Consider the following 24,682-nt stretch of genomic DNA (forward strand, 5'->3'; position numbering starts at 1 on the left):
TTCAGCTCCGTTTTTCTCGAAGGGCGATCACGGCTGCCAGCACGACGCAGCCGAAGAAGATGGCCCGGAAGGCGTAGGGAAGGGTGGTGCCGGCCAGCAGCGTCTGCAGGGCGGTGAGCAGCAATGCGCCGCCCACCATGCCGAGGAAGTGGCCGCGACCGCCGGTGATCAGCGCGCCGCCGACGACGACGATGGCAATGGACGGCAGCAGGTAATCATCGCCCATGCCAAGGCTTGCCTGTCCGGAAAAGCCGGTCAGCAAAATGCCCACCAGCGCGGCGCAGAGCGCCGAAAGGACATAGACGCCGATAACGACGCGGCCGGTGCGGACGCCGGACAGGCGCGCCGCTTCCATGCTGTTGCCGACGGCATAGATACGCCGGCCGAAGGCCGTGCGCCCGAGCAACAGCGTGCCGGCCACCAGGAAGACCGCCAGCAGCACGAGAACCGGCGTGATCTGACCGAGGCGGCCCGTCATCAGCCAGCGCAACCAGGGCGATGCGAAGCCCGAGGGCGTGCCGTTGGAGTAGATCAGCGCAATGCCTTGCAGAATGCCGTTGGCGGCAAGCGTGACGACGATGGGCGACAGGCCCAGTGCGACGACGCCGAGCCCGTTGAGAAGCCCGATGCACGCGGCGACCAGAATCACCAGCGGCACCGCATACAAAAGGGCGACGTCGGACCCTTGCACGATGCCGGCCAGGAGGATGCCGGACAGGCCGATGGTCCACGGCACGGAAAGGTCCAGCCCACCCGTCAGGATAACGGAGCCTTGCCCGAGCGCCAGGATGACCAGGAAAGTGGACAGGACCAGAAGTGAGTTCCAGAAGCCCCAGCTCGCCAGCGTATTGCCGAGCAGGAATTGCGTGGCGATCAGCACCAGCACCAGGCAGATATAGGCCGGCAGCGCATGGCGCAGGGTGGCCCCATTGCGCCGGATGAAGCCGGGCGCGGCGATACTGTCGGACGGCGGGCGGGGCCTTGCCGCTGCGGTGGCGAAAGGCAGCCGCCGGTCGACGGTGCCGCGCCTGGATACGTGCGTGCCCGCCGCATGCGACGCGGCAATGCCACGCAGGCGCTGCAACTGGCCCAACAGGACGCTGTCGCGTGCGAACGAGCCCAGCAGAACGGCAGCCAGCAGCACCACCCCTTCGGCGATGGTGGAGTAATAGGCCGACACGTTGAGCGCCAGAAGGATGTTCACTACGATCATCAGCACGAAGGCGCCGAAGATCGTGCCGACGAGGCCGCCCTTGCCGCCGCCCAGCCGCGTACCGCCAATGACGACCGCCGCGAACATGGACAACAGCAGGGAATTGCCGACGAGCGGATCGCCCGACCCTGTCTGGGCGCTGACGAACACCCCCGCAAGTCCATAGAACCCGCCGGCGAGGACATAGGCGCCGAAGCGCACCCAGGGTACACGCACGCCGGTCGCTTCGGCTGCCGCAGGATCGCTGCCCACGGCATAGAGGGCGACGCCGAAACGGGTTTTCTTCAGCCAGAGCCAGAACAGCACTGCCACGCCCAGAAGCACCAGCGAGGCGGGGACAAGCTCGGGTACGGCATCGCCCATGTAGAGATTGCCGAGGGACGGCGACACGAAGCCGCCGGGCTGGTTGAGCACGAGCAGTGTCAGCCCCTGCACGATGAACATCGTCGACAGCGTCACCACGATGGGTTGCAGGCGCAGGAAGGCGACGAACAGCCCGTTGACGGCCCCGACGCCCATGCCGACGGCAATGCCGACAAGCGTCCACAGGAATACCGAGGCCTCCATCTGGGTGGGGTCCATGCTGGCGGCCAGCACGGCATTGACCAGCGAAACGACCGCCCCGGCCGAAAGGTCGAAGCCCCCGGACAGGACCACCAGCGTCTGCCCCATCGCTGCCAGCGCCAGCGCGGTGCCGCCGCTTGCCTGGAACGAGATGTCGAAATAGGTCATCGGACCGGGGCTGAGCCAGTCCACGAAGGCGAACAGCAGCAGGAAGACGACGAGTGCCGTCAGCGCTGCGCGGTTGCGCGACAGCCAGCGGGGGACAGAGCCCGCGGCCGCGGGACGCGCTTGCGAAAATGGTGTCGCCCGGCTCATGCGGCCTCTCCCACGCCGGCAGCCAGCAGGCTGTGCGCGCCGCCCAGCGCCGCGTTCATGATGGTGCGCTCGTCCGCCTCGTCGACACTTAGCCTTGCCGCGACGCGTCCTTCGTAAAGGACGATCATCCGGTCGCTCAGATGGACCAGTTCGGGGATCTCGGTGGAGTGGAACAGGATCGCGCCGCCGGCATCGGCAAAAGCGCGCATCAGTTCATAAAGCTGATGCTTGGTGCCGACATCGATGCCGCGCGTCGGATCGAAGAGAAGCAGGATGCGGCTTTCCGCCACCAGCCATTTGGCGATGGCGATCTTCTGCTGGTTGCCGCCGGAGAACGCGCCCGCCTCGGTGAAGGAGGCGACGGGCGAAACGTCGACGGTCGCGAACACGCGTTCCGTCGCCGTCCGCTCCGCCTCTCGGTCGATCAGGCCGCCGCGGGTAAAGCGCTCTATCACCGGCAGGCTGGCGTTGATGGTGCCGTCGAGCTTCAGGAACAGGCCTTGCGTCTTACGGTCTTCCGGCAGGAAACCGATCCGCAGAGAGGGGTGCAGCGCATCGGCGGGTGCGGAAAGATGGACCGGCTTGCCGTCCACAAGAAGGCTGCCGCCGCGCACCGGCGTTGCGCCGAAGCAGGCCGAGAACAGGTCGAGCTGGCCCATGCCCTGCAAAGCCGCAACACCGACGATTTCGCCTGGCCGCAATTGCAGGTCGATGTCCCTGAGCTTTTCACCTGCACACAGCCCCTGCGTTTCCAGCACCGGCTCCGGCAACTGCATCGCGGTCGCCTTCCGGCGGGGCGGAAACGTCTGGTCGAGGGAGCGGCCGATGATCATCTCGATCACCTCGGCGTCGGTGAATTCCGCAACGCTGCCGCTGGCGATGTGGCTCCCGTTGCGCAGGATCGTCATCGTATCGCAGAAGGCGCGCACCTCCGGCATCCGGTGGGATATGAACAGCACGGTGACGCCGCGTGAGCGGGCATCGGCGATTATGCTGCCGAGCCATTCGACATCGCTGCCTGTCAGGGCCGAGGTCGGCTCGTCTAGCAGCAGGATCGACGGTTCGCGGAAGAGTGCGCGGGCGATCTCGATCTTCTGGCGCATGGCGAGGTCCAGGCTGCCGGCTTCCGCATGCAGGTCGACACGCATGCCGAGCCTTTCAAAATGCGATTCGACGCGGTCCGCCACGGCGCGCCGGCGCAATGTGCCGAACAGGCTCGTCGGCGCGCTCGGCAGAAGCATGTTTTCGAGCACCGACAGGTCCCGGACCAGGGTCAATTCCTGGAAGGCGGTTCGGACGCCGGCCCGGTGCGCATCGCGCGGGCTGGACAGTTGTACTGTGCGGCCATCGATGGCGATGGTGCCGCTGTCCGGGGCGATCAGCCCGGACAGCAGCTTCATCGTGGTGGATTTGCCGGCGCCGTTTTCCCCCAGGAGAGCGTGGACCATGCCGCGCTCGACCCGGAAGCTGACGTCGCTGACGGCCTTCGTCGCGCCGAACGCCTTGGACACCGCGTCGAAGGAAACGGCGGGCGAGGCAGACGGGCTCATTGTTCCGGCTGGCCCACAAGGGCGGCGTTCAGGCCCACTTCCGGCGTTTCTTCCGAGAAGATGGACGCGAACCACCCGGGATTGGCAACGATGGACGGCTTGAACGCATTGCAGCCGTTCTTCATTTCGTCCCAGCTTCCCGTTTCGCAAAGCTTGACCGTCTCGTTGGTGACGATGGGCAGGGGAAGCGTCGTATGTTGCGGCACATCGGTCTTGCCGTCGAGCATCTCGACAGCCAGCTTCAGCGCGTAGGCGCCGGAATAGGGCGGCGAGGCATAGGAGATGCGGGGCGCGCCCAGGGGTGCATAGGGGCCATCGGCGCCCTCCACCTCGGTGCCCGCCGGCAGCATCTGGATGCGACCGCCGTTCGATCCTTCGCCGGCGCATGGTTTCAGCTGTTCGGCGGTGTGCCCCGCCTCAAGCTGCATCGCGTTGGCGGTATAGCAGCCGACCTGCATCCACAGGCCGTCGATACCATCCCAGTTGCGGGTTGCGAGCAGCTTGGACAGTTCGGTGCGCGCCACGGCCTGGCTCCACATGCCGACAGCCTCGCCCACCACCTTGATATCGGGAAACTTGGCGAACACTTCCTTGGCGGCCGCCGTGCGGGCCGTATCCACCGATGTGCCGGGAACGCCCGTGACCAGAACGATGTTGCCCTTGCCGCCCAGCCTGTCGGCAAGCCATTCAGCCGTGCGCCTGCCGGCCTCTGCCTGGTCGATCGTAACGTTGTAAGCGCAGGGTTCGGTGATCTCGGCATCGTAGGCGACGATCTTGACGCCCTTGGCGCAGGCATTCTTGACGACCTGGTTCAGCGCGGTCGGCGAGATCGGGTAGACGATGATGGCATCCGCGCCAGCCTGCACCATGGCGTTGATCTGCTGGATCTGCCGTTGGGCATTCGGGCCGGCAACCTGTACTTCCAGGTCCACCTTGTCCTTAAGCCCGGCAGATGCCGCCATGGCCTTGACCATGTTGGAGGCCTCTGCCTGCCAGTCGTTGCCGATGTAGCTCATCGACAGAAAGACCTTGTGCTTCTCCTGGGCGGTGGCGAAGGGCGTCATCAGGGCCGACAGGCCAAGCGCCATCGCCAGCGTCCCGCATCGGGTCGCGAACGTCATTATTTCCTCCCTGAAGCGCATGGATCGCATCTCCCTGCGATCATTCTCAACGCTCTAAATTGATATTAGATCAAAAATCGAAAGGACTTCAAGTCCGTCCTTCGAGGGGCTATCCTTGCTGCTGTGATTCATGCCGGGAGCCATTCATGTCCGCCATCCGAGACCGCGTCCTGCCTCTGCGCAAGGAAACCCTGCAGGACGGCGTTTTCCGGCGTCTGTGCGAGCTCATTCTGGAAGGGGGGATCGCACCGGCCCAATCCATTACCGTCGCCAGCCTGGCCAATGCCTTCGAGGTAAGCCCGATGCCCGTCCGGGAAGCGCTGACGCGGCTGACGGAGGCGGGCGCCCTCACGGTCATTTCCGGTCGCACCATCGGCATCCCGCAGTTGACGCGGGAGCGGCTGGACGATCTGCGCAATGTGCGGCTTGAAGTGGAGTCGGCGGCGGTGCGGTGGGCAACTGCACGCAGCAGCAAGGCCTTCCTGACGGATCTGGCCCAGCCACTCGACAGGCTTCGGCAGGCGGAGCGGACCAACGACCCGGAGCTTTACATCGCCGCCAATTACGATTTCCATTTCCGGATCTATCGACAGGCCGGTTCGCCGATCCTGCTTGGCATGATCGAAAAGCTATGGCTGCAGATCAGTCCCTATTTCCACCTGCTGCGGGAAACGGGAAATTTCCGCATCTCCAATACCTGGCACCAGGCGCTGCACGATGCGCTGGGGCGCGGCGATGCAGATGCCGCCACGGCGGCCCTGGTGGCCGATATCGATGGTGCCTATGCCGTCCTGTGCGATGCCATCTAGCGCCGCGCTGACGGCTCAGCGCAAAGCCTTCGCAAGAACCTCGGTCAACTCGCCGGACGGCTTGCCGAGTTCGACGCGCCGATAGAAGCAGGACGTGCGGCCGGTGTGGCAGGTTTCTTCCGGCCGGGCGACGCTCACCTTCAGCCAGACGGCGTCCTGGTCGCAGTCGATCCGCATTTCCTGGATGGTCTGCAGCGCGCCGGATGTCTCGCCCTTCTTCCACAGTTTCCTGCGCGAGCGGCTCCAGTAATGGGCGATGCCGGTGGCGATGGACAGGTCCAGCGCCTCGCGGTTCATGTGGGCAAGCATGAGCACATCGCCGCTGGTGCCGTCCGTCACCACCGCCGTAATCAGGCCGGCATCGTCGAAGCGCGGCATCAGCCGCGCGCCTTCTTCGCGCTCCAGGGTGGCGTCGCTCATCGGTTCAGGATCATCGACAGGAAGCGGTCGCGCTCGGACTTGTCGTCCTTGAACACGCCGTAGAACGAGCTGGTGGTGGTTATGGAGCCCTTGCTGCGGATGCCGCGCATCGACATGCACATGTGCTCCGCCTCGATCAGCACGGCAACGCCGCGCGGGGCGAGGGCGCCGTCGATGATGGCCGCGATTTCCTCGGTCATGGTTTCCTGCGTCTGCAGGCGACGCGCATACAGGTCGACGACGCGGGCCACCTTGGACAGGCCGAGAACCTGTCCATCCGGGAAATAGGCCACGTGCGCCTTGCCGATGATGGGCACCATGTGATGCTCGCAATGCGAGACGAAGTCGATATCGCGCACCAGCACCATGTCGTCGTAGCCGGACACCTCCTCGAAGGTGCGCGCAAGAATGTCGGCAGGATTGATGCAATAGCCGCCGAAAATCTCTTCATAGGCCCGCACCACACGTTGCGGCGTATCGACAAGCCCCTCGCGGCGCGGATCGTCTCCGGCCCAGCGTATCAGGGTCTGGACGGCGGCTTCCGCTTCCTCGCGCGTCGGGCGCGGGTGGCTGTCCTGGCCGGCCGACCCGGAAAACTTTCTGACGGTGGCGTCCATTCCTCAACCTTTGACCGTCGCGTCTTGTCATCTTCGGCTTTTGGAGACGCGGCTTCACTCCTATATACGGGCTCGATCCGCGGATGGGTAGATGCTCCACGCGCGGATATGTATCCGCGCTGAGATGGTGCCCCATGATCGACGATGTCTACAATACCCGCATCCTGGAACTGGCAGGCAATATCGAACGCATCGGCCGGCTGCCGGCCCCCGATGCCAGCGCGACCGCCCATTCGCGCCTGTGCGGCTCCACGGTAACCGTGGATGTCTGTCTTGAGGGCGGGGTCGTATCCGATTTCGCCCATGAGGTCCGTGCCTGCGCGCTTGGCCAGGCGTCCTCGGCTATCATGGCCAAGGTGATCGTCGGCGCGACGCCGGCCGAGCTCCGGTCGGTGCGGCAGGCCATGCAGGCCATGCTGAGCAACGGCGCGTCGCCCCCGGAGGGCCGGTTCGCCGAACTGCGCTTCCTGGAGCCGGTCAAGGATTACAGGGCGCGCCATGCCTCCACCATGCTGACCTTCGATGCCGTCGTGACCGCTCTGGACGAGATCGACGCGCGCCAACGGACCGCCTGAGCCATGGCCGCGGCGCGCGGGCGCAATTATGACGGACCGTACCGCAAGACGCCCGGCCGCCTGTTCGGCATGGGGTTCGTGCGCCTCTACCAGTTGACATTCTCGCCGCTGGTGGGCGGGCATTGCCGCCACATTCCGACCTGCTCCGAATACGCCTACGAGGCCATTGCGCGGCATGGCCTGTGGCGGGGCGGCTGGCTGTCGGCACGGCGTGTGTCCCGCTGCGGCCCCTTCGGCAAGGCCGGGCACGATCCGGTGCCGGACGATGTCTCCACGCAATGTCGCCATCATCGCTGAAGCATTTCCGTTTGCGCGACGATGGGCTAGAAGGCGGCGGTCCGGCCCGTCGGTGGCCGGCCATCGATCGATAAGCTTTCCCGCATGGTAGGCGGGGGTGAGCGGAAAGGACATGACATGATCGACCTTCAATTCCCCGATGGTTCCATACGCCAATACGCCCCGGAAACGACCGGGGCGGACATTGCGATGGGCATCTCCAAGTCGCTGGCCAAAAAGGCCGTTGCCTACGCGCTCGATGGCGAAGTGCGCGATCTTGCCGATGCCGTCGGGCAGGGCGGCAAGCTGGAGATCATCACCCGGGAAGATCCGCGCGCGCTGGAACTCATCCGCCACGACGCGGCGCATGTCATGGCCGAAGCGGTGCAGGAATTGTGGCCGGGGACGCAGGTGACGATCGGCCCGGTGATCGAGAACGGCTTCTACTACGACTTCGCGCGTGACACGCCCTTTACGCCCGATGATCTGCCGGTCATCGAAAAGAAGATGGTGGAGATCATCCGCCGCAACGCTCCCTTCACCAAGCAGGTCTGGACGCGCGACAAGGCGCGGCAGGTGTTTGCCGACAAGGGCGAGGCGTTCAAGGTCGAGCTCGTCGATGCCATCCCCGAGGGGCAGGATCTGAAGATCTACAGCCAGGGCGACTGGTTCGACCTGTGCCGTGGACCGCACATGGCCTCCACGGGCCAGATCGGCGAGAACTTCAAGCTGATGAAGGTGGCCGGCGCCTATTGGCGCGGCGATTCCAACAACCCGATGCTGACGCGCATCTACGGCACGGCCTGGGCCACGGCGGAAGAGCTGAAAGCCTATCTGCACATGCTGGAAGAGGCCGAGAAGCGCGACCATCGCCGCCTCGGCCGGGAGATGGACCTGTTCCATTTCCAGGAAGAGGGGCCCGGCGTCGTCTTCTGGCACGGCAAGGGCTGGCGCATCTTCCAGACGCTGGTTGCCTATATGCGCAGGCGGCTTGCCGGCACCTACGAAGAGGTGAATGCGCCCCAGGTGCTGGACCATTCCCTGTGGGAGACATCGGGCCACTGGGGCTGGTACCGCAACAACATGTTTGCGGTCACCGTGGCCGACGAGGAATCGGACGACGACCGGGTCTTCGCGCTCAAGCCGATGAACTGCCCGGGCCATGTCATGATCTTCAAGCATGGCCTGAAGTCATACCGCGAACTGCCCATCCGGCTGGCCGAATTCGGCTCCGTCCATCGCTATGAGCCGTCCGGCGCCCTGCATGGCCTGATGCGGGTACGCGGCTTTACGCAGGATGATGCGCATGTGTTCTGCACCGACGAGCAGCTTGCAGCCGAATGCCTGCGGATCAACGATTTGATCCTGTCGGTCTACCGCGATTTCGGCTTCGAGGAAGTCGTCGTCAAATTGTCGACGCGTCCGGACAAGCGCGTCGGCTCCGATGCGCTCTGGGATCGCGCCGAAGGCGTGATGAGCGAGGTGCTGGAAACCATCCGGATGCAGTCCGGCGGCCGCATCAAGACGGGCATTCTCGAAGGTGAGGGAGCATTTTACGGTCCGAAGTTCGAGTATACATTGAAGGACGCCATCGGGCGTGACTGGCAATGCGGCACGACCCAGGTGGATTTCAATCTGCCGGAGCGGTTCGGGGCCTTCTATATCGACCAGTCGTCCGAGAAGCGGCAACCGGTGATGATCCATCGTGCCGTGTGCGGCTCGATGGAGCGCTTCCTCGGCATCCTGATCGAAAACTTCGCCGGGCATTTCCCGCTGTGGCTCGCGCCGGTGCAGGTGGTTGTGGCAACCATCACGGACGAGGCGGACGATTATGCCCGCGAGGTGGCGCAGCGCTTCCGCCGCGCCGGGCTTCACGTCGAGACCGATTTGCGGAACGAGAAGATCAACTACAAGGTCCGCGAGCATTCGCTGGCCAAGGTGCCCGTGATCCTTGTCTGCGGACGCCGCGAGGCGGAGGAGAATACCGTCAACCTGCGTCGTCTGGGCTCTCGCGACCAGCAGTCCCTGCCGCTGGAAGAGGCGCTTGCGCGCCTGACGGAAGAGGCGGTTCCGCCGGACCTCAAGCGCGAGCGCGCCGCCTGAGGCGGCTGACGCGGCCCGTCATTCGTGATCCACGATATCGGGCCGCGTCACGCCATCCAGATCCAGCCATCCGGCAAGGGCCGACAGTTCGGTTTCCAGCGCCTCGACGGTGCCGTCCGGTGCGCCCTGCTCGACGTGGATGGCATGAACCCGCAGCATGCGGGCCTGCCGGTCGGCCTTCAGGTCCACCCGTGCCACCAGCGTATCGCCTAACAGAAACGGCAGCACGTAATAGCCGTGCTGACGCAACTCGGCGGGAACATAGATTTCGATCCGATAGCGGAAGCCGAACAGCCGTTCCGCCCGTGCCCGCTCCCAGACGATGGGGTCGAAGGGCGCCAGCAGGGCCGCCGCATCGATGCGCCGCGGCTTGCGGGCCTCCGGATCGATGTAGGCGGCCGGCCAGCCATCCACTGCCACGGGCAACAGGGCGCCATCCTCGACCAGTTCGGCAATGGCGGTGCGCGTCTCTTCCGGCCCAAGGCGAAAGTAGTCCCTGAGCTCTCCGGCAGTGGCGATGCCCAGTGCCTTCGCCGACCGCAGGATCAGCGCGCGGTGCGCTTCGGCCTCCGGCACCGGCGGCAGCGCCATGACCGCTTGCGGAATGACCCTTTCGGTCAGGTCGTAGACGCGCTCGAAGCTACGCCGCCGCGTGGCGGTGGTGATATGGCCGGCATAAAACAGCCATTCCAGGATACGCTTGGATTCGCTCCACTCCCACCAGCCGGTGCGGCTGGATTCGAACTCCGACGCCGCCATCGGACCTTCGGCGCGGATGCGCTCCAGCAGCGCCATGGCCTCGGCCCGCCGCTCGCCGGCAAACAGGCGCATGCCCTTGTAACCGGCCATCCCGCGATCGGCCCGCTCCATCCTCCAGCGCAACAGGGGGAACAGGTCCATGGGCAGCAGCGAAGCTTCGTGCGCCCAATACTCGAAAACGCGGCGCTCCCGGCGGGGGCCCCAAGCGGCGCGGTCGAAAAGCGCGCGGTCATAGGCGCCAAGGCGCGAGAAGGCGGGCAAGTAATGGGCACGCGCCAGCACGTTGACGCTGTCGATCTGGTGCAAGGCCAACCTGTCCAGCACGCGGCGCAGGTGCCCCTTTTGCACGGCGTTTGGGCGTGGCTGTGCAAAGCCCTGTGCCGCCAGGGCGATGCGCCGCGCAAGCGGCAGGCCGATGCGCTGGATGGTCATGACGTCGGCTCCGACCTTGGCGCACCCAGGCGTGCCGGCATTTGGCGCGGATTGAAGGGCGCATTGCCCCGGTCGAGCATCATGGCAGGCAGTCTTTCGTGCGGTTCGTCATGCCGACTGCGTCGGCATCGAATATGTCTCTTTTCAATGGCTTGAGGACATGAGCTTACCTTGCCACGCAGCCGGCGCGCGCGGTAGTCAGTCGCCGGAGCCCAGATCTGCATCGCCCGATGCGTCGCCGGCGGCCTCTGCCGCCGCTTCGCCTTCCAACTCCTCGAAGCTCGGCACCGGGCCGGCGGATATCTCGTCGCCGCTGCCGTCGGCCGGCGCCTGAGGCGAGGCGGTGCCGTTGGCCACCAGCTCGACCTCTTCGTTCTGGCCGGCCGCGACATTGTAGACGCGCTGGTAGATGCGGTCCTTGTTCTTGGCGACGATGAGGTATTCGCCCTCGGCCAGCACCATGGACGAGAAAGCACCGACATTCTCGCGGATGAGGTCGCCCTGCGAGGACGAGATCGACCAGGCGGTGTCGGCAAGCGCCTCGCCTCCGGCCTCGCGCACCAGCTTCAACGTCACCTCCGCCGCACGCTGCGTCAGCCGTGCGTCGGTAACGCGCGCGGTTTCCACCTTGATGTCGGCACGCGCCACCGCGTTGACCGCGCCATAGTTGGAAACGACATGATAGTCGCCGGCGTTCAGCCGCACCACGGTTCCGGGCACGACGTCCTCGGCCACCAGTCGCCGGTCCTGCGCGGTCGGCCCCTGCGTATAGATGTCGAAGGTGAGGAGCTTGGAGGTGATCGGCTCGCCGTTGCCGGTGGTGGCGCTGAGCCGCAATCCGCCCGCCTCCAGAACGACGGAATCCGTCAAACGCTTGCCGTCGAAGTCGATGCGCTTGGTCACCCCGGCGCGGCCATATCCGACATGCAGCAGGTAGGAGCCCGTCGGTACGTTGAACTGGACACTGCCGCCCCGCTGGATGCCGATCAGTTGCAGCTTGCCTTCCCGGTTGAGACGGGTGGAGAAAAGCCGCCAGACCAGGCCGTCCGGAATGGTGGCGCCATCCTCGCCCATGCGCGCATTGAACGTCAGCGCGCCGCCATGGGCAGCCTCATCGAGCTGCGGCAGGATATCGCCCGGAATGGCGGGCAGGTTGGGCACCGCATAGGACGACAGGCCGTCGGCGGGCATCGGCAGCTCGATCCGGTCCTGCGGGCCGCGTCCATTGCCGAAAGGAATGCCGAGACGTTCGTTCTGCATCGCGTCGGGAATGCCCGAGGGCGAGGCATAGGCGCCGCCGCCGTCGTCTTCCCCGCCGCCCGGGGGCGGGCCGCCCTGCGCATACGCGTTCGACGACGCCACTGCGAGCGCGACAAGCAACATGGCACTCGACTTTCTCACGCGCAGCCCTTCATCCCATTTCGCATTGGCAAAGTTTGGTCGCCCCGATATGGCTGACGATCCGGTCGGGGCGCAAGGTGCGCCTGAAAATCAGGCCGAAAAGTGATGATGGCAGAGGAAGATCGACGACGATGACGGAACTGAAGCACCATCTGGCGACGCGGCGTTCGATCTCGATCCCCGATATCAAGGCGCCGGCGCCCGAGGGTGAGGAACTCGACCAGATTCTGCGGCTCGCTGTCCGCGTGCCCGATCACGGCAAGCTTGCGCCATGGCGCCTGATTCTCATTCGCGACGACGCCTCCGCGCTGCTGGGCAAGACGATGGCCGACATCGCCGAAAGCAATGAGGGGCCGCTTTCGGAGGCGCGCCGCGCCTTCGAGCTGGACCGCTTCACCCGCGCGCCGCTCGTTATCGTCGTGGTGTCCAGAGCTGCCCCGCACTTCAAGATACCGGAATGGGAACAGGTGCTGTCCGCCGGCGCGCTGACCATGAATCTGATCCATGCGATGGGCGCGCATGGCTATGCCGCCACCTGGCTGACGGAGTGGCCGGCCTATGACGAGGGTGCCAAGGCTGCCCTTGGCATTTCGCCGGAAGAGAAGGTGGCCGGCTTCCTCTATGTAGGGACACCGGCGGACGAGCGGTCGGAGCGTCCGCGCCCCGAACTGTCGCAGATCGTTACGCTGGCGAAGGGCTGAGGCACCATGTTCTACGAGACGTCCGACAATCGCCACGGCCTCGCGCACGATCCGTTCAAGGCTATCGTGTCGCCCCGGCCCATCGGCTGGATCTCTACACGGTCGCGCATTGGTGCGGTGAATCTGTCGCCCTACAGCTTCTTCAACGCCATTTCGGACAAGCCCAAACTGGTGATGTTCTCGTCTGCCGGCATGAAGGACTCCGCCACCTTCGCGATCGAAAGCGGCGAATTCGTCTGCAATTTCGTAACGGAGCAACTGGCCGAAGCCTTGAACCGCAGTTCCGCGCCGGCGCCGCGCGGCACGAGCGAGTTTCCGTTTTCCGGTCTGACCGAGGCGCCCTGCCACCTCGTCTCGGCGCCGCGCGTTGCGGAAAGCCCTGCCGCCCTGGAATGCAAGGTGACGGAGTGGTTCCACCCGCGCGATATCGATGGCGGGCATTCCGGCAATGTGGTGGTGATCGGGCAGGTGGTCGGCATCCATCTCGACGACGCGCTGATCCGCGATGGGCGGATCGACATGGCGCTGGCCGCGCCCTTATCGCGCCTCGGCTACATGGACTATGCCGTGACGCGCGAGGTGTTCGAGATGCTCCGGCCCAAGGCGCCCGACGCCAGCGACCTCGACTAGTAGCGGAACTGCTCCGCCAGGATGCGCTCGTCCCAGCTATGGTCGCGGTCGAACAGGATCGCGCAGCTGGAGCCGCGCTCCTCGTTTATGCGGATGCGCAGGATGGACTTGACCTCGAAATGGTCGGCCACGGCGTTGACGGGCCGCTTCTCCGGTTCCAGCACCTCGATCTCCACCGTCTGCCGGTTGTGCAGCACCGCGCCGCGCCAGCGCCGCGGGCGGAACGGGCTGACGGGCGTCAACGCCAGCAGCGGCGCATCAATGGGGATGATGGGGCCGCCGGCCGACAGATTGTAGGCCGTCGAGCCGGTGGCCGTGGCCACCATGACGCCATCGCAGGCGAGTTCGTCCAGCCGGACCTTGCCGTCGATGGAAATGCGAAGCCGCGCGATCTGGAAGGATTGGCGGAACAACGCCACCTCGTTGATCGCCAACGCCTCGTAGTCGCGGCCGTTCTTGTCGCTCGCCACCATGCGAAGCGGGTGGATGGTGCTGCGAAGCGCGACGCTCAGACGCGCTTCGAGACCTTCCTCGCGGTAGGCGTTCATCAGGAAGCCGACCGTGCCCCGGTTCATGCCGTAGATGGCCTTGCCGCTGTTCATGAAGCGGTGCAGCACCTGAAGCATGAAGCCGTCGCCGCCCAGCGCCACGATCACGTCGGCCTCGTCGGCGGGCACGGCATCGTAAAGCGCGGTCAGCCGCGACAGGGCCGACTGCGCTTCCGGCGTATCGGATGCAAGGAATGCGAAGCTTGGAATGAGACCTGCCCCCGGCTCGAATCTGCGCAGCCCCTTTCGTAAGCCATCGCGCCTTCAAGTCAAAGGGCGAGAAACTCCGCCGAATGGCGAAGGTCCGCCTGCGTCAGCCCGTGCGACGCCGGCAGGTTTCGGTAGGTGACATCGGCTCCGCACGCCTTGAGATGCTCTGCAAGCATTGCCGCGTTGGCGGCGGGGATGATCGGATCCATGGCGCCCGACAGCATCAATATCCGCTTGCCCGACAGGTCGGGTGAGGGCATCTGCCGCAGCGGCACCATGGCCCGCAGCAGCACCGCGCCGGCAAGCGCCTCCGGACGCAGCAGCAGAAGCGCCGCCGCGATGTTGGCGCCGTTGGAAAAGCCGAAGGCAATCGGCGTATCCAGCCCGTAGGCCAGGCGCGACTCCGCTACGAAATCGGCCAGTTCGTTGGCCCGGAACCTCACGTCCTCCTCGTCGAAGACGCCTTCGGCAAGCCGGCGGAAAAAGCGCGGCATGCCGTTTTCGGTGACCTTGCCACGCGGCGACAACAGGGAAGAGCCGGGCGATACCGTCTGGCCGAGGTCGACAAGGTCATCCTCGTTTCCGCCTGTTCCGTGCAGCAGCAGCAAGGGGCGGCGGGTTTGGTCCTGCCCCGCACTGTATCGGTGGATGAAGCTGTCCGGTCCTGTCTGTGTCATCGTCGTCGCGCTCCGGCGTGTTCCGTCCGCCCAAAGGTAATGCCCCTTGGCGCCTGTGACATGCCCATGCCTGTTGACGGTGCTTCCACGCTTCGGGCCTTATGCGCGTCGCAAGGAGGGCGCATGCAGATCCGGACCATCGAGTATTTCGTCGCGCTGGCGCGAGAGCGGCATTTCGGCCGCGCGGCGGCTGCCTGCGGCGTAACGCAGCCGACCCTGTCGTCCGGGATCGGCGCCCTCGAAGACGAGCTCGGCGTGCGCCTGGTGTTGAGGGACCGGCGTTTTGCCGGTTTGACGGTCGAGGGCGAGGCCGCGCTGCCGTGGGCGCAACAGCTTCTGGCGGATGTTTCGGGCCTGCGCGATGCGGCAGAGACGCCGCCCGGCGGCGATGTGACCGGCTTGATGCGGCTTGGCATCATCCCGGCGGCCATGCCGGTATGCGGAGTCTTCGTTGCGGCCCTGCGCAGCCTGCATTCGGCGGTTGCGGTGCAGATCCATTCCCTGACCTCGCGTGAGATCGACCGTGCGCTCGCCGGCTACGAGATCGACGTCGGCATGACCTATCTGGACAACGAGCCGCTGCCCGACGTGATTTCGGCCACGCTGTACCGCGAGACCTATATCTTCGCCACGCCGTCCGGGGGGCCGTTGGCCGGCCGCGCCGCGATCGGCTGGGCCGAGGCGGTCGCAACGCCTCTGTGTCTTCTGGCGCCCGACATGCAGAACCGCCGTATCCTCGACGCGCATCTGGCCGGCATCGGCCTCGATGTCCGGCCGGCGGCCATGGCCAATTCCTATGCCGCCCTCCTGTCCATGGTGCGGGTTGGAGAGTTTTCCTGCATCCTGCCGCAGACCTACGCCCAGACCATTGCCTGCGATCCGGCCATCTCCACCATGCCGTTCGATCCGCCGGCGCGGCCGCAACCGGTCGGGTTGGTGGTGCCCAACCGCCATCCAAGCTCCGTGATGGCGCGGATCGCGCTGTCCTGCGGGCGGTCGGCCCATCTGCGACAGGCGCTGGCCGACATGCTCGGACCACATTGATAGACATCGTCTATCAACCAGTGACGCCGACTATTTGACTGGTTCTAAATTTGGATCGACTCTTCCACCCTGCAGGAGGAGTGCGCAATGCTGGACAGGGTAGGTGGCAATCACGGGTACGATGCCGGACGGCTGGCCGAAATACTTGCCGCCCATGCCGGTCGCAAAGGTGCGCTGCTGCCCATACTGCACGATGTGGTGGGCGAATTCGGTTTCGTGGACGACGCCATGGTGCCGGCGATTGCCGACGCGCTCAACCTGTCGCGCGCCGAAGTGCATGGTGTGGTCACCTTCTATCATGATTTCCGCCGCCGGCCTGCCGGCCGCCATGTCGTCAAGCTGTGCATCGCCGAGGCCTGCAAGTCGCGTGGAGCGGACGCGCTCGCCGAGGCCGCCGAGCGCCAGCTCGGCATACCCATGCACGCGACCGGCGGTGACGGCGCGGTAACGCTTGAGCCGGTGTACTGCCTTGGCCTATGTTCGCTGTCGCCGGCCGCCATGGTGGACGGAAAGTTGCATGCGCGCCTGACGACCGAGCGGCTGGCCACCGTGCTGGCGGAGGCCGGACTATGAGCCGCAAGCTCTTCGTGCCCGGAGATGCCGCCGCCGTCAGCGTCGGCGCCGATGAAGTTGCCAGGCGGCTAGTCGAGGCCGCCAACGGGCTGGGTATCGAAATCGTCCTGATCCGCAACGGATCGCGCGGGGCGCATTTCCTGGAGCCGCTGATCGAGGTGGAAATGCCCGGTGGCCGCATCGGCTATGGGCCGGTCACGCCGGAGGATGTAGCCGGGCTTGTGGAGGCCGGGGTCTTCGAGGGCGGGGAGCATCCCTTGCGCATCGGCCGGCCGGAGGATCATCCATTTTTGAAAGGGCAGGTGCGCAGCACCTTTGCCCTGTGCGGCATCGTCGATCCGCGATCGCAGGCCGATTACGCGGCCCATGGCGGCTGGAGGGGGCTGAAGGCGGCGCTGGCGATGCTGCCGCAGCAGCGCGTCGATACGGTGAAGGCGTCCGGCCTGCGCGGACGCGGCGGAGCCGGGTTTCCGACCGGCATCAAGTGGGAAACTGTTTTCAAAGCCGATGGCGACGAGAAATTCGTCGTCTGCAACGCCGACGAGGGCGACAGCGGCACCTTTGCCGACAGGATGCTGATGGAGGGCGACCCCTTCCGCATGGTCGAGGGCATGGCGATCTGCGGGGTCACCGTGGGCGCCCGGTACGGCTACATATACATTCGCTCCGAGTACCCTCATGCGATTGCCGCAATGGAAGGCGCCATCGCGCAAAGCCGGGAGGCTGGCTGGCTCGGCGCCGATATCGATTCTTCCGGCATCGCCTTCGACATGGAAGTCAGGGTCGGAGCGGGGGCCTATGTCTGCGGCGAGGAAACGGCGCTGCTCAACTCGATAGAGGGCAAGCGCGGGATCGTGCGGGCCAAGCCGCCGCTGCCGGCATTGCAGGGCCTGTTCGGCAAACCGACCGTCATCAACAATGTGCTGAGCCTGGCGACGGTGCCGGCGCTGTTTGCCGACGGCCCCGAAAGCTACAACGCCATGGGCATCGGCCGCTCGCGCGGGACGATGCCGGTGCAGCTTGCCGGCAATATCCGCTATGGCGGCCTTTACGAGGTGCCTTTCGGCATAACGCTCGGCGAACTGGTGCTTGGGGTAGGCGGCGGCACGGCCAGCGGGCGGCCGGTGCGCGCCGTGCAGGTGGGCGGGCCGCTGGGCGCGTACTTCCCGCCACATCTGTTCGACACGCCCTTCGACTACGAGGCTTTCGCGGCGAAGGACGGGTTGATCGGCCATGGCGGCATCACCGTTTTCGACGATACGGTCGACATGGCCCGGATGGCGCGCTTTGCGCTGGAGTTCTGCGCGGTCGAAAGTTGCGGCAAATGCACGCCCTGCCGCATCGGCGCGGTGCGCGGGCAGGAGGTGATGGACCGCATCCTTGCCGCGCGGCAGACGCTGGCGCCGGTGGGGGCGGATCTCGGCCTTCTGGCCGACCTGTGCCAGACCATGAAGTTCGGCTCGCTCTGCGCGCTCGGCGGCTTCACGCCGTATCCGGTGTCCAGCGCGATGACGCATTTTCCCGAAGATTTCGACCTGACCCTGCGGGCCTTGCCGGCATCGCTGGAAGCGGCCCGCTGACGGCAGAGGAGGCGACCCCATGTCCCTGATCCATGAAAAGGATTTTGGCACCCCGCCCAGTGCGTCGGGCCAGACCGTTTCCCTGACGATCGATGGCGTCCGCGTGACGGCCGCCGCGGGAACGTCGATCATGCGGGCGGCCTCCGAGATGGGAACCGCCATCCCGAAGCTGTGCGCGACCGACAGCCTGGAGCCATTCGGCTCATGCCGGCTCTGCCTGGTGGAGGTGGATGGCCGCATGGGCACGCCGGCCTCCTGCACGACGCCGGTTACGGAGGGCATGGTCGTGCGTACCCAGACCGAGCGCCTGAAGACGCTGCGCAAGGGGGTGATGGAGCTCTACATCTCGGACCACCCGCTGGACTGCCTAACCTGCGCGGCCAATGGCGATTGCGAGCTGCAGGACATGGCCGGGGCCGTCGGCCTGCGCGAGGTCCGGTACGGCTACGACGGCGCCAACCACGTCAAGGCGCGGAACGGCGAGGCGGACAATTTCGCCTATATGCCCAAGGACGAATCCAACCCCTATTTCACCTACGATCCGTCCAAGTGCATCGTATGCTCGCGCTGTGTACGCGCCTGCGAGGAAGTGCAGGGCACATTCGCCCTCACCATAGCCGGGCGCGGCTTCGACAGCCGCGTATCGCCCAGCCAGTCGCAGGATTTCTTCTCGTCGGAATGCGTTTCGTGCGGCGCCTGTGTCCAGGCCTGCCCGACCGCCACGCTGACGGAGCGCAAGGTTATCGAGATCGGCCAGCCGGAGCATTCGGCGATCACCACCTGCGCCTATTGCGGTGTGGGCTGCACCTTCAAGGCCGAAATGCGCGGCGAAGAGCTGGTCCGCATGGTGCCGTGGAAGGACGGCAAGGCCAATCACGGTCATTCCTGCGTCAAGGGGCGCTTCGCCTGGGGCTACGCCAACCACCGGGAGCGGATCACCACGCCGATGATCCGCGCCTCGACGGCCGATCCGTGGCAAGAGGTGAGCTGGGAAGAGGCGATCGCCTACGCCGCGTCCGAGTTTCGGCGCATCCAGGCCAGGCATGGCACGGGAAGCGTCGGCGGCATCACCTCGTCGCGCTGCACCAACGAGGAAACGTTCCTGGTGCAGAAGCTGGTGCGCGCAGGCTTCGGCAACAACAATGTCGATACGTGCGCGCGCGTCTGCCACTCTCCCACCGGTTATGGCCTGAAAACCACTTTCGGTACGTCCGCCGGCACGCAGGATTTCGATTCCGTCGACCATGCCGACGTCATCATGGTGATCGGCGCCAACCCCACCGACGGGCACCCTGTCTTCGGCTCCCGCATGAAGCGGCGGCTGCGGCAGGGCGCAAAGCTGATCGTGGTGGACCCGCGCCGGATCGACCTCGTGCGGACGCCGCATGTGGAAGCCGCTTTCCACTTGCCGCTGCGCCCCGGCACCAACGTTGCGATGCTGACGGCGATGGCCCATGTGATCGTGACCGAGGGCCTCATAGACGAGGACTATATCCGCAACCGATGCGACCTGGATGCCTTTGCCGAATGGGCGTCCTTCGTGGCGCAGGAGCGCCATTCCCCCGAAGCCGTGCAAGACCGCACCGGTGTCCCGGCGGCCGATGTGCGCCAGGCGGCGCGCCTGTACGCGACGGGCGGCAATGCCGCCATCTATTACGGGCTCGGGGTGACAGAGCACAGCCAGGGCTCCACCACCGTCATGGCGATCGCCAACCTTGCGATGGCCACCGGCAACGTCGGCAAGCCTGGCAGCGGCGTCAATCCGCTACGCGGCCAGAACAATGTGCAGGGGGCCTGCGACATGGGCTCCTTCCCGCACGAGTTTTCGGGCTACCGGCATGTTTCTGACGGCGCGGCGCGCGGCCTGTTCGAGGATGCGTGGGGCGTGCACCTCGACGCGGAGCCCGGCCTGCGCATACCCAACATGCTCGACGAAGCGGTCGCCGGCCGCTTTAAGGGGATCTACATCCAGGGCGAAGACATCCTCCAGTCCGACCCCAATACCCGCCATGTCGCCGCCGGGCTCGACGCGATGGAATGCGTCGTCGTGCAGGACCTGTTCCTCAACGAGACGGCCGTCCACGCGCATGTCTTCCTGCCCGGCTCGACCTTCCTGGAAAAGGACGGGACATTCACCAATGCGGAACGGCGCATACAACGGGTGCGCCGCGTCATGACCCCGCGCAACGGCTATGCCGACTGGGAGATCACCCAGATGCTGTCCAATGCCTTGGGCTACGAGATGTCCTACGACCATCCGTCGCGCATCATGGACGAGATCGCCGCCCTGACGCCGACGTTCCGCGGCGTGACATACGACCGGCTGGACCAGGCGGGTTCCCTGCAATGGCCGGTCAACGAGGCCGCGCCGGACGGCACGCCGACCATGCACATGGACGGTTTCGTACGCGGCAAGGGCCTGTTCGTGCTGACGGAGTACGTGCCCACGGACGAGCGGACCGGCCCCCGCTATCCGCTACTGCTGACCACCGGCCGCACCCTCAGTCAATATAATGTCGGGGCGCAGACGCGGCGCACCGAAAATGTCCGCTGGCACGAGGAGGACCTGCTCGAAATCCACCCGCACGACGCGGAAGAGCGCGGCATCAAGGACCGCGACTTCGTGCGCGTCGCCAGCCGGGCCGGGGAGACGGCCCTGCGCGCCCACATCACCGACAGGGTTGCGCCGGGTGTCGTCTACACGACGTTCCACCACCCGCTCACACAGGCCAATGTGGTGACGACCGACTATTCCGACTGGGCCACCAACTGCCCCGAATACAAGGTGACGGCGGTTCAGGTATCGCCATCCAACGGTCCGAGCGACTGGCAGGAGCGTTACGAGGCGCTCGCAAGCCGCAGCCGCAGGATTGTACCGGCGGAGCCGGCGGAATGAGCGGGCGCGCCGATACGCTGGATACGCTGGTGCGGATGGCCAACCAGATCGCGAAGTTCTTCGAAAGCCAGGGCCACGAGCCGGGCGCGCTTGGCATGGCCGACCATCTGGCCACGTTCTGGACGCCCCGCATGCGGGACGACATCCAGCGCCATGCCGAAAACGGCGGCGAGGGGCTGCTTCCGCTGGCCACTGCGGCCCTTATCATCCTGCAAAAGCGCGCCACGCCGGACCTTGCCCGTGCGCTGGAGGATGCCGGTGGCGTGTCCGTGGCGACGGAGCGCGGCAGCGACGCGGGGTAATCCTTTATAGCGGGCTTGCGGCCGGCCGGGAGCGGGTGCAGTGTCGTCCCGTCTCGGGGAGGAGACCGACCGACATGCCCATTCCCTTAAAGGCCATCCTTGTGCCACTTCTGCTTCTGTCGGCCATTCCGGCAGGGTGCCGAACCCTGACGCCCGAAGAGGTGCGCGCTGCAGACGAGGCACAATGCAGCGATTACGGCTTTCGGCGGGGCACCGACGCCTATGCCGCATGCCTGCAACGGATAGACCTTGCAAGGCGCGCGGACCGACGCGAGATGATGCGCGATCTGGATGATCCGATCGTGATCTACCGGTCGGTGTATATCCGCTAGAATTTCAGCCGAACTAGTTCAGAAGACGTATTTTGGCCAGGGCAAAAAGCGGTATATTAACCGCGGCCTTAGGCTTCTGGTTCGGGTCTTCAAGGGATGTAATATTCATCCGGGAAGCCACATGACGAGGCCGCCGCGGTAACGTTTTGTGCTTTCCGGGGCTTCGTGTTGCATGCGGAGAGGACTGGATGCATATGCTGTATCAACCGTCAGGTGCCCAGATGCTGGCGCGCAAGCTGTCCGGTATCGGCAATCTCCTGCCGGAGGACGAGGCGGCGATCGCCGCGCTGGACATGACCGTCATGAATGTCGCGGCCGGCCATCTGATCGCGGAAGAAGGCTCCAGCCCCCGCCACTGCTGCGTCATCATCGCGGGCCTGGCCTGCCGGTACAAGATCCTCGTCGACGGCAAGCGACAGATCATGTCCTTCCACACGCCGGGCGACTTTCCCGATTTCTACAGCCTCCATGTCGATGTGATGGACCATAGTCTCGCGGCGGCGACGCCCTGCCAACTCGGGCTCGTTCCGCATTCCATATTCCGGCAGTGGGTGCGACGGCACCCCCACCTGGCCAACCTGTTGTGGCGCGATACGCTGATCGACGGATCGATGTTCCGGGAATGGATCGTCAATGTCGGCCGCAGGCCGGGTCCGCGCCGCATATGCCATCTCCTGTGCGAACTGGCGGTCAGGCTGGAGAATGTCGGTCTGGCGGAGGCCGGACGCATTCCCTTTCCGCTCACGCAATCGGACCTCAGCGATGCCGTGGGCCTGTCGGTGGTGCATGTGAACCGGGTGCTTCAGGATCTGAAGTCGCAGAACATCGTGCTGTTCCACAACAAGGAGGCCGTCATCGCCGACTGGCCCAAGCTGCGGGCCATGGCGCAATTCGACGGTGCCTATCTGCATCTGAAAGATGGCGGACGGCAGTTGCGCCACTTCAAGATTTGAATGCCGGAAGCGGGCGACGGCGCACGAGGCGCCGTCGCCCGTCTGGTCAGATGTTGCGGACGGCGCCCTTGGCGGCGCTTGTCGTCATGGACGCATAGGCCCGCAGCGCAGCGGTGACACGGCGCTTGCGCGGCTCGGCCGGCTGCCAGCCGAGCTTTTCCTGTTCGGCGCGGCGATGTGCCAGTTCGTCATCGGCCACGGCCAGATGGATGCTGCGGTTGGGGATGTCAATCTCGATCCGGTCACCGTCCCGCACCAGACCGATGGTGCCGCCTTCCGCCGCCTCGGGCGAGACGTGGCCGATCGACAGGCCGGAAGAGCCGCCCGAAAAGCGTCCGTCCGTCACCAGCGCGCAGGCCTTTCCGAGGCCCTTGGACTTCAAATAGCTCGTTGGATAGAGCATTTCCTGCATGCCGGGGCCGCCGCGCGGGCCTTCGTAGCGGATCAACACCACGTCGCCAGCCTGCACCTGCTTGTTGAGGATGCCGTAGACAGCTGCGTCCTGGCTTTCGAAGATGCGTGCGGTGCCGTGGAATTTCAGGATGCTTTCATCCACGCCCGCCGTTTTGACGATGCAGCCGTACTCGGCCAGATTGCCGTACAGTACCGCCAGGCCGCCATCCTTGGAGTAGGCATGCTCGACGTTGCGGATGACACCCTTCTGGCGGTCGGTATCCAGATCGGCGAAGCGACGATCCTGGCTGAAGGCCACCTGCGTCGGCACGCCGCCCGGCGCGGCGCGGAAGAACTCGCTGACCGAACGGCTTTCGGTCCGGATGACGTCCCAGCGGTCGAGCGCGTCGGCCATGCTTTCGGCATGGACGCAGCCGACGCTGGTATCCAGGAGGCCGCCGCGATCCAGCTCACCCAGAATGCCCATGATGCCGCCGGCGTGGTGCACATCCTCCATGTGGACGTTGGCAACGGCGGGGGCCACCTTGCACAGGACGGGCACGCGCCGGGACAGGCGGTCGATGTCCTCCATGGTGAAATCCACCTCGGCTTCGTGTGCCGCCGCCAGGAGGTGAAGGACGGTGTTGGTGGAGCCGCCCATGGCGATGTCCAGCGTCATCGCGTTTTCAAAGGCGGCAAAGGTGGCGATGGAGCGCGGCAGGACCGACGCATCGTCCTGTTCGTAATAACGGCGCGCCAGATCTACCACCAGGTGGCCGGCCTCGACGAAGAGGCGGCGCCTGTCGGCATGGGTGGCCAGCGTGGACCCGTTGCCCGGCAGCGAAAGCCCGAGCGCCTCCGTCAGGCAGTTCATGGAGTTGGCGGTGAACATGCCGGAGCAGGAGCCGCAGGTGGGGCAGGCCGACCGTTCGATCGCCTGCACCTCTTCGTCGGAGATGCGGTCGTCGGCCGCGGCCACCATCGCGTCGACGAGGTCGAGCTTCTTTTCGGTGCCTTCCCGGGTCACCTTGCCGGCCTCCATCGGGCCGCCAGACACGAAGACGACCGGTATGTTCAGCCGCATGGCGGCCATCAGCATGCCGGGCGTGATCTTGTCGCAGTTGGAAATGCACACCATGGCGTCCGCGCAATGGGCGTTCACCATGTATTCGACGCTGTCGGCGATCAGCTCGCGCGAGGGCAGCGAATACAGCATGCCATCATGCCCCATCGCGATGCCGTCATCCACGGCGATCGTGTTGAACTCCTTGGCGACACCGCCGGCAAGCTCGATCTCCCGCGCGACGAGCTGGCCAAGATCCTTCAGGTGCACATGCCCCGGCACGAACTGCGTGAACGAGTTGACCACCGCGATGATCGGCTTGCCGAAATCGCTGTCCTTCATGCCGGTGGCGCGCCACAGGCCACGGGCACCGGCCATGTTGCGGCCGTGCGTGGTCGTGCGTGAGCGATATGGGGGCATTTCCCTGCTTCCTCTGCTTGACGTCTCCCGGCTCGGCGGTCTTGTGCCGCTCGATCGTGCCGGACCGTTCCACACATATGACATGGATTGGAACGAGTACAAGTTATCCGTAACGCATGTTACGCCTTCCCGCAAACGTTGGCCAGCCCATGCTTTTTTGATTTCGATCAATTCCTGCTTGCCGCGAATCGTTCATGAAGCAACC

24 protein-coding genes are annotated in these 24,682 nt (G+C 65.5%); 14 read left to right on the forward strand and 10 right to left on the reverse strand.

Annotated features, from left to right (window positions below; all coding sequences use genetic code 11):
* Window position 1: 1 nt before the first annotated feature.
* The 3 genes from AUL31_RS03265 to AUL31_RS03275 are packed head-to-tail and all read right to left on the reverse strand — an operon-like array spanning window position 2 to window position 4,730.
* Entirely contained in the window at window positions 2-2,092 is a 2,091-nt protein-coding gene (locus tag AUL31_RS03265) for an ABC transporter permease (RefSeq protein ID WP_060601235.1), read from the reverse strand.
* Window positions 2,089-3,642, reverse strand: a complete 1,554-nt coding sequence (locus tag AUL31_RS03270) for a sugar ABC transporter ATP-binding protein (protein WP_060601238.1) — start codon at window positions 3,640-3,642, stop codon at window positions 2,089-2,091. Before AUL31_RS03270 ends, AUL31_RS03265 begins: the two co-directional genes overlap by 4 nt.
* A complete protein-coding gene (locus AUL31_RS03275; protein WP_306302601.1) occupies window positions 3,639-4,730 on the reverse strand; it encodes a sugar ABC transporter substrate-binding protein in 1,092 nt (363 codons plus the stop codon). The genes AUL31_RS03270 and AUL31_RS03275 overlap by 4 nt, the downstream gene beginning before the upstream one ends.
* A gap of 179 nt (window positions 4,731-4,909) precedes the next feature.
* Here AUL31_RS03275 and AUL31_RS03280 point away from each other — a divergent pair, with 179 nt between their 5' ends.
* Window positions 4,910-5,572, forward strand: a complete 663-nt coding sequence (locus AUL31_RS03280; protein WP_060601245.1) for a GntR family transcriptional regulator — start codon at window positions 4,910-4,912, stop codon at window positions 5,570-5,572.
* Between the two features lie 15 nt (window positions 5,573-5,587).
* On the opposite strand, the gene hisI is transcribed toward AUL31_RS03280, so the two are convergent.
* Both hisI and folE read right to left on the reverse strand, forming a co-directional pair.
* Window positions 5,588-5,992 (reverse strand): phosphoribosyl-AMP cyclohydrolase, encoded by a 405-nt coding sequence (gene hisI / locus AUL31_RS03285; protein WP_060601248.1) that lies wholly within the window; start codon window positions 5,990-5,992, stop codon window positions 5,588-5,590.
* A complete protein-coding gene (folE, locus tag AUL31_RS03290; RefSeq protein WP_060601251.1) occupies window positions 5,989-6,609 on the reverse strand; it encodes a GTP cyclohydrolase I FolE in 621 nt (206 codons plus the stop codon). Before folE ends, hisI begins: the two co-directional genes overlap by 4 nt.
* A 134-nt stretch (window positions 6,610-6,743) precedes the next feature.
* Between folE and AUL31_RS03295 the strand changes: the two genes are divergently transcribed.
* From AUL31_RS03295 to thrS, 3 genes are all read left to right on the forward strand, one after another.
* The gene (locus AUL31_RS03295; protein WP_060601255.1) at window positions 6,744-7,184 is read left to right on the forward strand and encodes an iron-sulfur cluster assembly scaffold protein; all 441 of its coding nucleotides are present in this window, start codon (window positions 6,744-6,746) and stop codon (window positions 7,182-7,184) included.
* A gap of 3 nt (window positions 7,185-7,187) precedes the next feature.
* Window positions 7,188-7,481 (forward strand): membrane protein insertion efficiency factor YidD, encoded by a 294-nt coding sequence (yidD, locus tag AUL31_RS03300; protein WP_060601258.1) that lies wholly within the window; start codon window positions 7,188-7,190, stop codon window positions 7,479-7,481.
* Window positions 7,482-7,598: 117 nt separating this feature from the next.
* A complete protein-coding gene (gene thrS, locus AUL31_RS03305) occupies window positions 7,599-9,563 on the forward strand; it encodes a threonine--tRNA ligase (RefSeq protein ID WP_060601261.1) in 1,965 nt (654 codons plus the stop codon).
* Between the two features lie 18 nt (window positions 9,564-9,581).
* On the opposite strand, the gene AUL31_RS03310 is transcribed toward thrS, so the two are convergent.
* Both AUL31_RS03310 and AUL31_RS03315 read right to left on the reverse strand, forming a co-directional pair.
* Window positions 9,582-10,754, reverse strand: coding sequence for a winged helix-turn-helix domain-containing protein (locus AUL31_RS03310; RefSeq protein ID WP_060601263.1), 1,173 nt, complete (start codon window positions 10,752-10,754; stop codon window positions 9,582-9,584).
* A gap of 198 nt (window positions 10,755-10,952) precedes the next feature.
* Window positions 10,953-12,137, reverse strand: coding sequence for a hypothetical protein (locus AUL31_RS03315; protein ID WP_073468986.1), 1,185 nt, complete (start codon window positions 12,135-12,137; stop codon window positions 10,953-10,955).
* Between AUL31_RS03315 and AUL31_RS20780 the strand changes: the two genes are divergently transcribed.
* The 3 genes from AUL31_RS20780 to AUL31_RS03325 are packed head-to-tail and all read left to right on the forward strand — an operon-like array spanning window position 12,136 to window position 13,486.
* Complete coding sequence (locus tag AUL31_RS20780) at window positions 12,136-12,261, forward strand: hypothetical protein (protein ID WP_280137892.1); 126 nt, start codon at window positions 12,136-12,138, stop codon at window positions 12,259-12,261. The two genes, AUL31_RS03315 and AUL31_RS20780, sit on opposite strands and share 2 nt — an antisense overlap.
* 25 nt (window positions 12,262-12,286) lie before the next feature.
* The gene (locus tag AUL31_RS03320; RefSeq protein ID WP_060601267.1) at window positions 12,287-12,856 is read left to right on the forward strand and encodes a nitroreductase family protein; all 570 of its coding nucleotides are present in this window, start codon (window positions 12,287-12,289) and stop codon (window positions 12,854-12,856) included.
* Between the two features lie 6 nt (window positions 12,857-12,862).
* The gene (locus AUL31_RS03325; protein ID WP_060601271.1) at window positions 12,863-13,486 is read left to right on the forward strand and encodes a flavin reductase family protein; all 624 of its coding nucleotides are present in this window, start codon (window positions 12,863-12,865) and stop codon (window positions 13,484-13,486) included.
* Here AUL31_RS03325 and AUL31_RS03330 read toward each other — a convergent pair.
* On the reverse strand, window positions 13,483-14,244 hold the full coding sequence (locus AUL31_RS03330; protein WP_060601274.1) for an NAD kinase: 762 nt from the start codon (window positions 14,242-14,244) through the stop codon (window positions 13,483-13,485). The genes AUL31_RS03325 and AUL31_RS03330 overlap by 4 nt on opposite strands.
* Before the next feature lie 59 nt (window positions 14,245-14,303).
* Window positions 14,304-14,921 carry an alpha/beta hydrolase gene (locus tag AUL31_RS03335; protein ID WP_060601278.1) on the reverse strand — a complete coding sequence of 206 codons (618 nt, stop codon included), beginning with the start codon at window positions 14,919-14,921 and terminating at the stop codon, window positions 14,304-14,306.
* A 123-nt stretch (window positions 14,922-15,044) separates the two neighbouring features.
* On the opposite strand from AUL31_RS03335, the gene AUL31_RS03340 reads away from it, so the two are divergent.
* From AUL31_RS03340 to AUL31_RS03370, 7 genes are all read left to right on the forward strand, one after another.
* Entirely contained in the window at window positions 15,045-15,965 is a 921-nt protein-coding gene (locus AUL31_RS03340; protein ID WP_060601280.1) for a LysR family transcriptional regulator, read from the forward strand.
* Between the two features lie 87 nt (window positions 15,966-16,052).
* Window positions 16,053-16,538, forward strand: a complete 486-nt coding sequence (locus tag AUL31_RS03345) for a formate dehydrogenase subunit gamma (protein ID WP_060601286.1) — start codon at window positions 16,053-16,055, stop codon at window positions 16,536-16,538.
* Complete coding sequence (locus tag AUL31_RS03350; protein WP_060601289.1) at window positions 16,535-18,118, forward strand: formate dehydrogenase beta subunit; 1,584 nt, start codon at window positions 16,535-16,537, stop codon at window positions 18,116-18,118. Before AUL31_RS03345 ends, AUL31_RS03350 begins: the two co-directional genes overlap by 4 nt.
* 19 nt (window positions 18,119-18,137) lie before the next feature.
* On the forward strand, window positions 18,138-21,014 hold the full coding sequence (gene fdhF / locus AUL31_RS03355) for a formate dehydrogenase subunit alpha (protein ID WP_060601292.1): 2,877 nt from the start codon (window positions 18,138-18,140) through the stop codon (window positions 21,012-21,014).
* Complete coding sequence (locus tag AUL31_RS03360) at window positions 21,011-21,316, forward strand: formate dehydrogenase subunit delta (protein ID WP_073468987.1); 306 nt, start codon at window positions 21,011-21,013, stop codon at window positions 21,314-21,316. The genes fdhF and AUL31_RS03360 overlap by 4 nt, the downstream gene beginning before the upstream one ends.
* Window positions 21,317-21,390: 74 nt before the next feature.
* On the forward strand, window positions 21,391-21,648 hold the full coding sequence (locus AUL31_RS03365) for an RNA-binding protein (RefSeq protein WP_060601295.1): 258 nt from the start codon (window positions 21,391-21,393) through the stop codon (window positions 21,646-21,648).
* Between the two features lie 188 nt (window positions 21,649-21,836).
* Window positions 21,837-22,601 (forward strand): Crp/Fnr family transcriptional regulator, encoded by a 765-nt coding sequence (locus AUL31_RS03370; protein WP_073468988.1) that lies wholly within the window; start codon window positions 21,837-21,839, stop codon window positions 22,599-22,601.
* A 46-nt stretch (window positions 22,602-22,647) separates the two neighbouring features.
* Here AUL31_RS03370 and ilvD read toward each other — a convergent pair whose 3' ends face one another.
* Window positions 22,648-24,477, reverse strand: coding sequence for a dihydroxy-acid dehydratase (gene ilvD, locus AUL31_RS03375; RefSeq protein ID WP_060601303.1), 1,830 nt, complete (start codon window positions 24,475-24,477; stop codon window positions 22,648-22,650).
* Between the last annotated feature and the right edge of the window lie 205 nt (window positions 24,478-24,682).

The sequence above is a fragment of the Aureimonas altamirensis genome (assembly GCF_001463885.1).
Lineage (GTDB): Bacteria > Pseudomonadota > Alphaproteobacteria > Rhizobiales > Rhizobiaceae > Aureimonas > Aureimonas altamirensis.

Bases quoted from the DNA above. Each gene is read 5' to 3' on its own strand.
- AUL31_RS03265 (WP_060601235.1), bottom strand. From the start codon at position 2,092: ATGAGCCGGGCGACACCATTTTCGCAAGCGCGTCCCGCGGCCGCGGGC.
- AUL31_RS03270 (WP_060601238.1), bottom strand. From the start codon at position 3,642: ATGAGCCCGTCTGCCTCGCCCGCCGTTTCCTTCGACGCGGTGTCCAAG.
- AUL31_RS03275 (WP_306302601.1), bottom strand. From the start codon at position 4,730: ATGGCGCTTGGCCTGTCGGCCCTGATGACGCCCTTCGCCACCGCCCAG.
- AUL31_RS03280 (WP_060601245.1), top strand. From the start codon at position 4,910: ATGTCCGCCATCCGAGACCGCGTCCTGCCTCTGCGCAAGGAAACCCTG.
- hisI (WP_060601248.1), bottom strand. From the start codon at position 5,992: ATGAGCGACGCCACCCTGGAGCGCGAAGAAGGCGCGCGGCTGATGCCG.
- folE (WP_060601251.1), bottom strand. From the start codon at position 6,609: ATGGACGCCACCGTCAGAAAGTTTTCCGGGTCGGCCGGCCAGGACAGC.
- AUL31_RS03295 (WP_060601255.1), top strand. From the start codon at position 6,744: ATGATCGACGATGTCTACAATACCCGCATCCTGGAACTGGCAGGCAAT.
- yidD (WP_060601258.1), top strand. From the start codon at position 7,188: ATGGCCGCGGCGCGCGGGCGCAATTATGACGGACCGTACCGCAAGACG.
- thrS (WP_060601261.1), top strand. From the start codon at position 7,599: ATGATCGACCTTCAATTCCCCGATGGTTCCATACGCCAATACGCCCCG.
- AUL31_RS03310 (WP_060601263.1), bottom strand. From the start codon at position 10,754: ATGACCATCCAGCGCATCGGCCTGCCGCTTGCGCGGCGCATCGCCCTG.
- AUL31_RS20780 (WP_280137892.1), top strand. From the start codon at position 12,136: ATGGCACTCGACTTTCTCACGCGCAGCCCTTCATCCCATTTCGCATTG.
- AUL31_RS03315 (WP_073468986.1), bottom strand. From the start codon at position 12,137: ATGTTGCTTGTCGCGCTCGCAGTGGCGTCGTCGAACGCGTATGCGCAG.
- AUL31_RS03320 (WP_060601267.1), top strand. From the start codon at position 12,287: ATGACGGAACTGAAGCACCATCTGGCGACGCGGCGTTCGATCTCGATC.
- AUL31_RS03325 (WP_060601271.1), top strand. From the start codon at position 12,863: ATGTTCTACGAGACGTCCGACAATCGCCACGGCCTCGCGCACGATCCG.
- AUL31_RS03335 (WP_060601278.1), bottom strand. From the start codon at position 14,921: ATGACACAGACAGGACCGGACAGCTTCATCCACCGATACAGTGCGGGG.
- AUL31_RS03340 (WP_060601280.1), top strand. From the start codon at position 15,045: ATGCAGATCCGGACCATCGAGTATTTCGTCGCGCTGGCGCGAGAGCGG.
- AUL31_RS03345 (WP_060601286.1), top strand. From the start codon at position 16,053: ATGCTGGACAGGGTAGGTGGCAATCACGGGTACGATGCCGGACGGCTG.
- AUL31_RS03350 (WP_060601289.1), top strand. From the start codon at position 16,535: ATGAGCCGCAAGCTCTTCGTGCCCGGAGATGCCGCCGCCGTCAGCGTC.
- fdhF (WP_060601292.1), top strand. From the start codon at position 18,138: ATGTCCCTGATCCATGAAAAGGATTTTGGCACCCCGCCCAGTGCGTCG.
- AUL31_RS03360 (WP_073468987.1), top strand. From the start codon at position 21,011: ATGAGCGGGCGCGCCGATACGCTGGATACGCTGGTGCGGATGGCCAAC.
- AUL31_RS03365 (WP_060601295.1), top strand. From the start codon at position 21,391: ATGCCCATTCCCTTAAAGGCCATCCTTGTGCCACTTCTGCTTCTGTCG.
- AUL31_RS03370 (WP_073468988.1), top strand. From the start codon at position 21,837: ATGCATATGCTGTATCAACCGTCAGGTGCCCAGATGCTGGCGCGCAAG.
- ilvD (WP_060601303.1), bottom strand. From the start codon at position 24,477: ATGCCCCCATATCGCTCACGCACGACCACGCACGGCCGCAACATGGCC.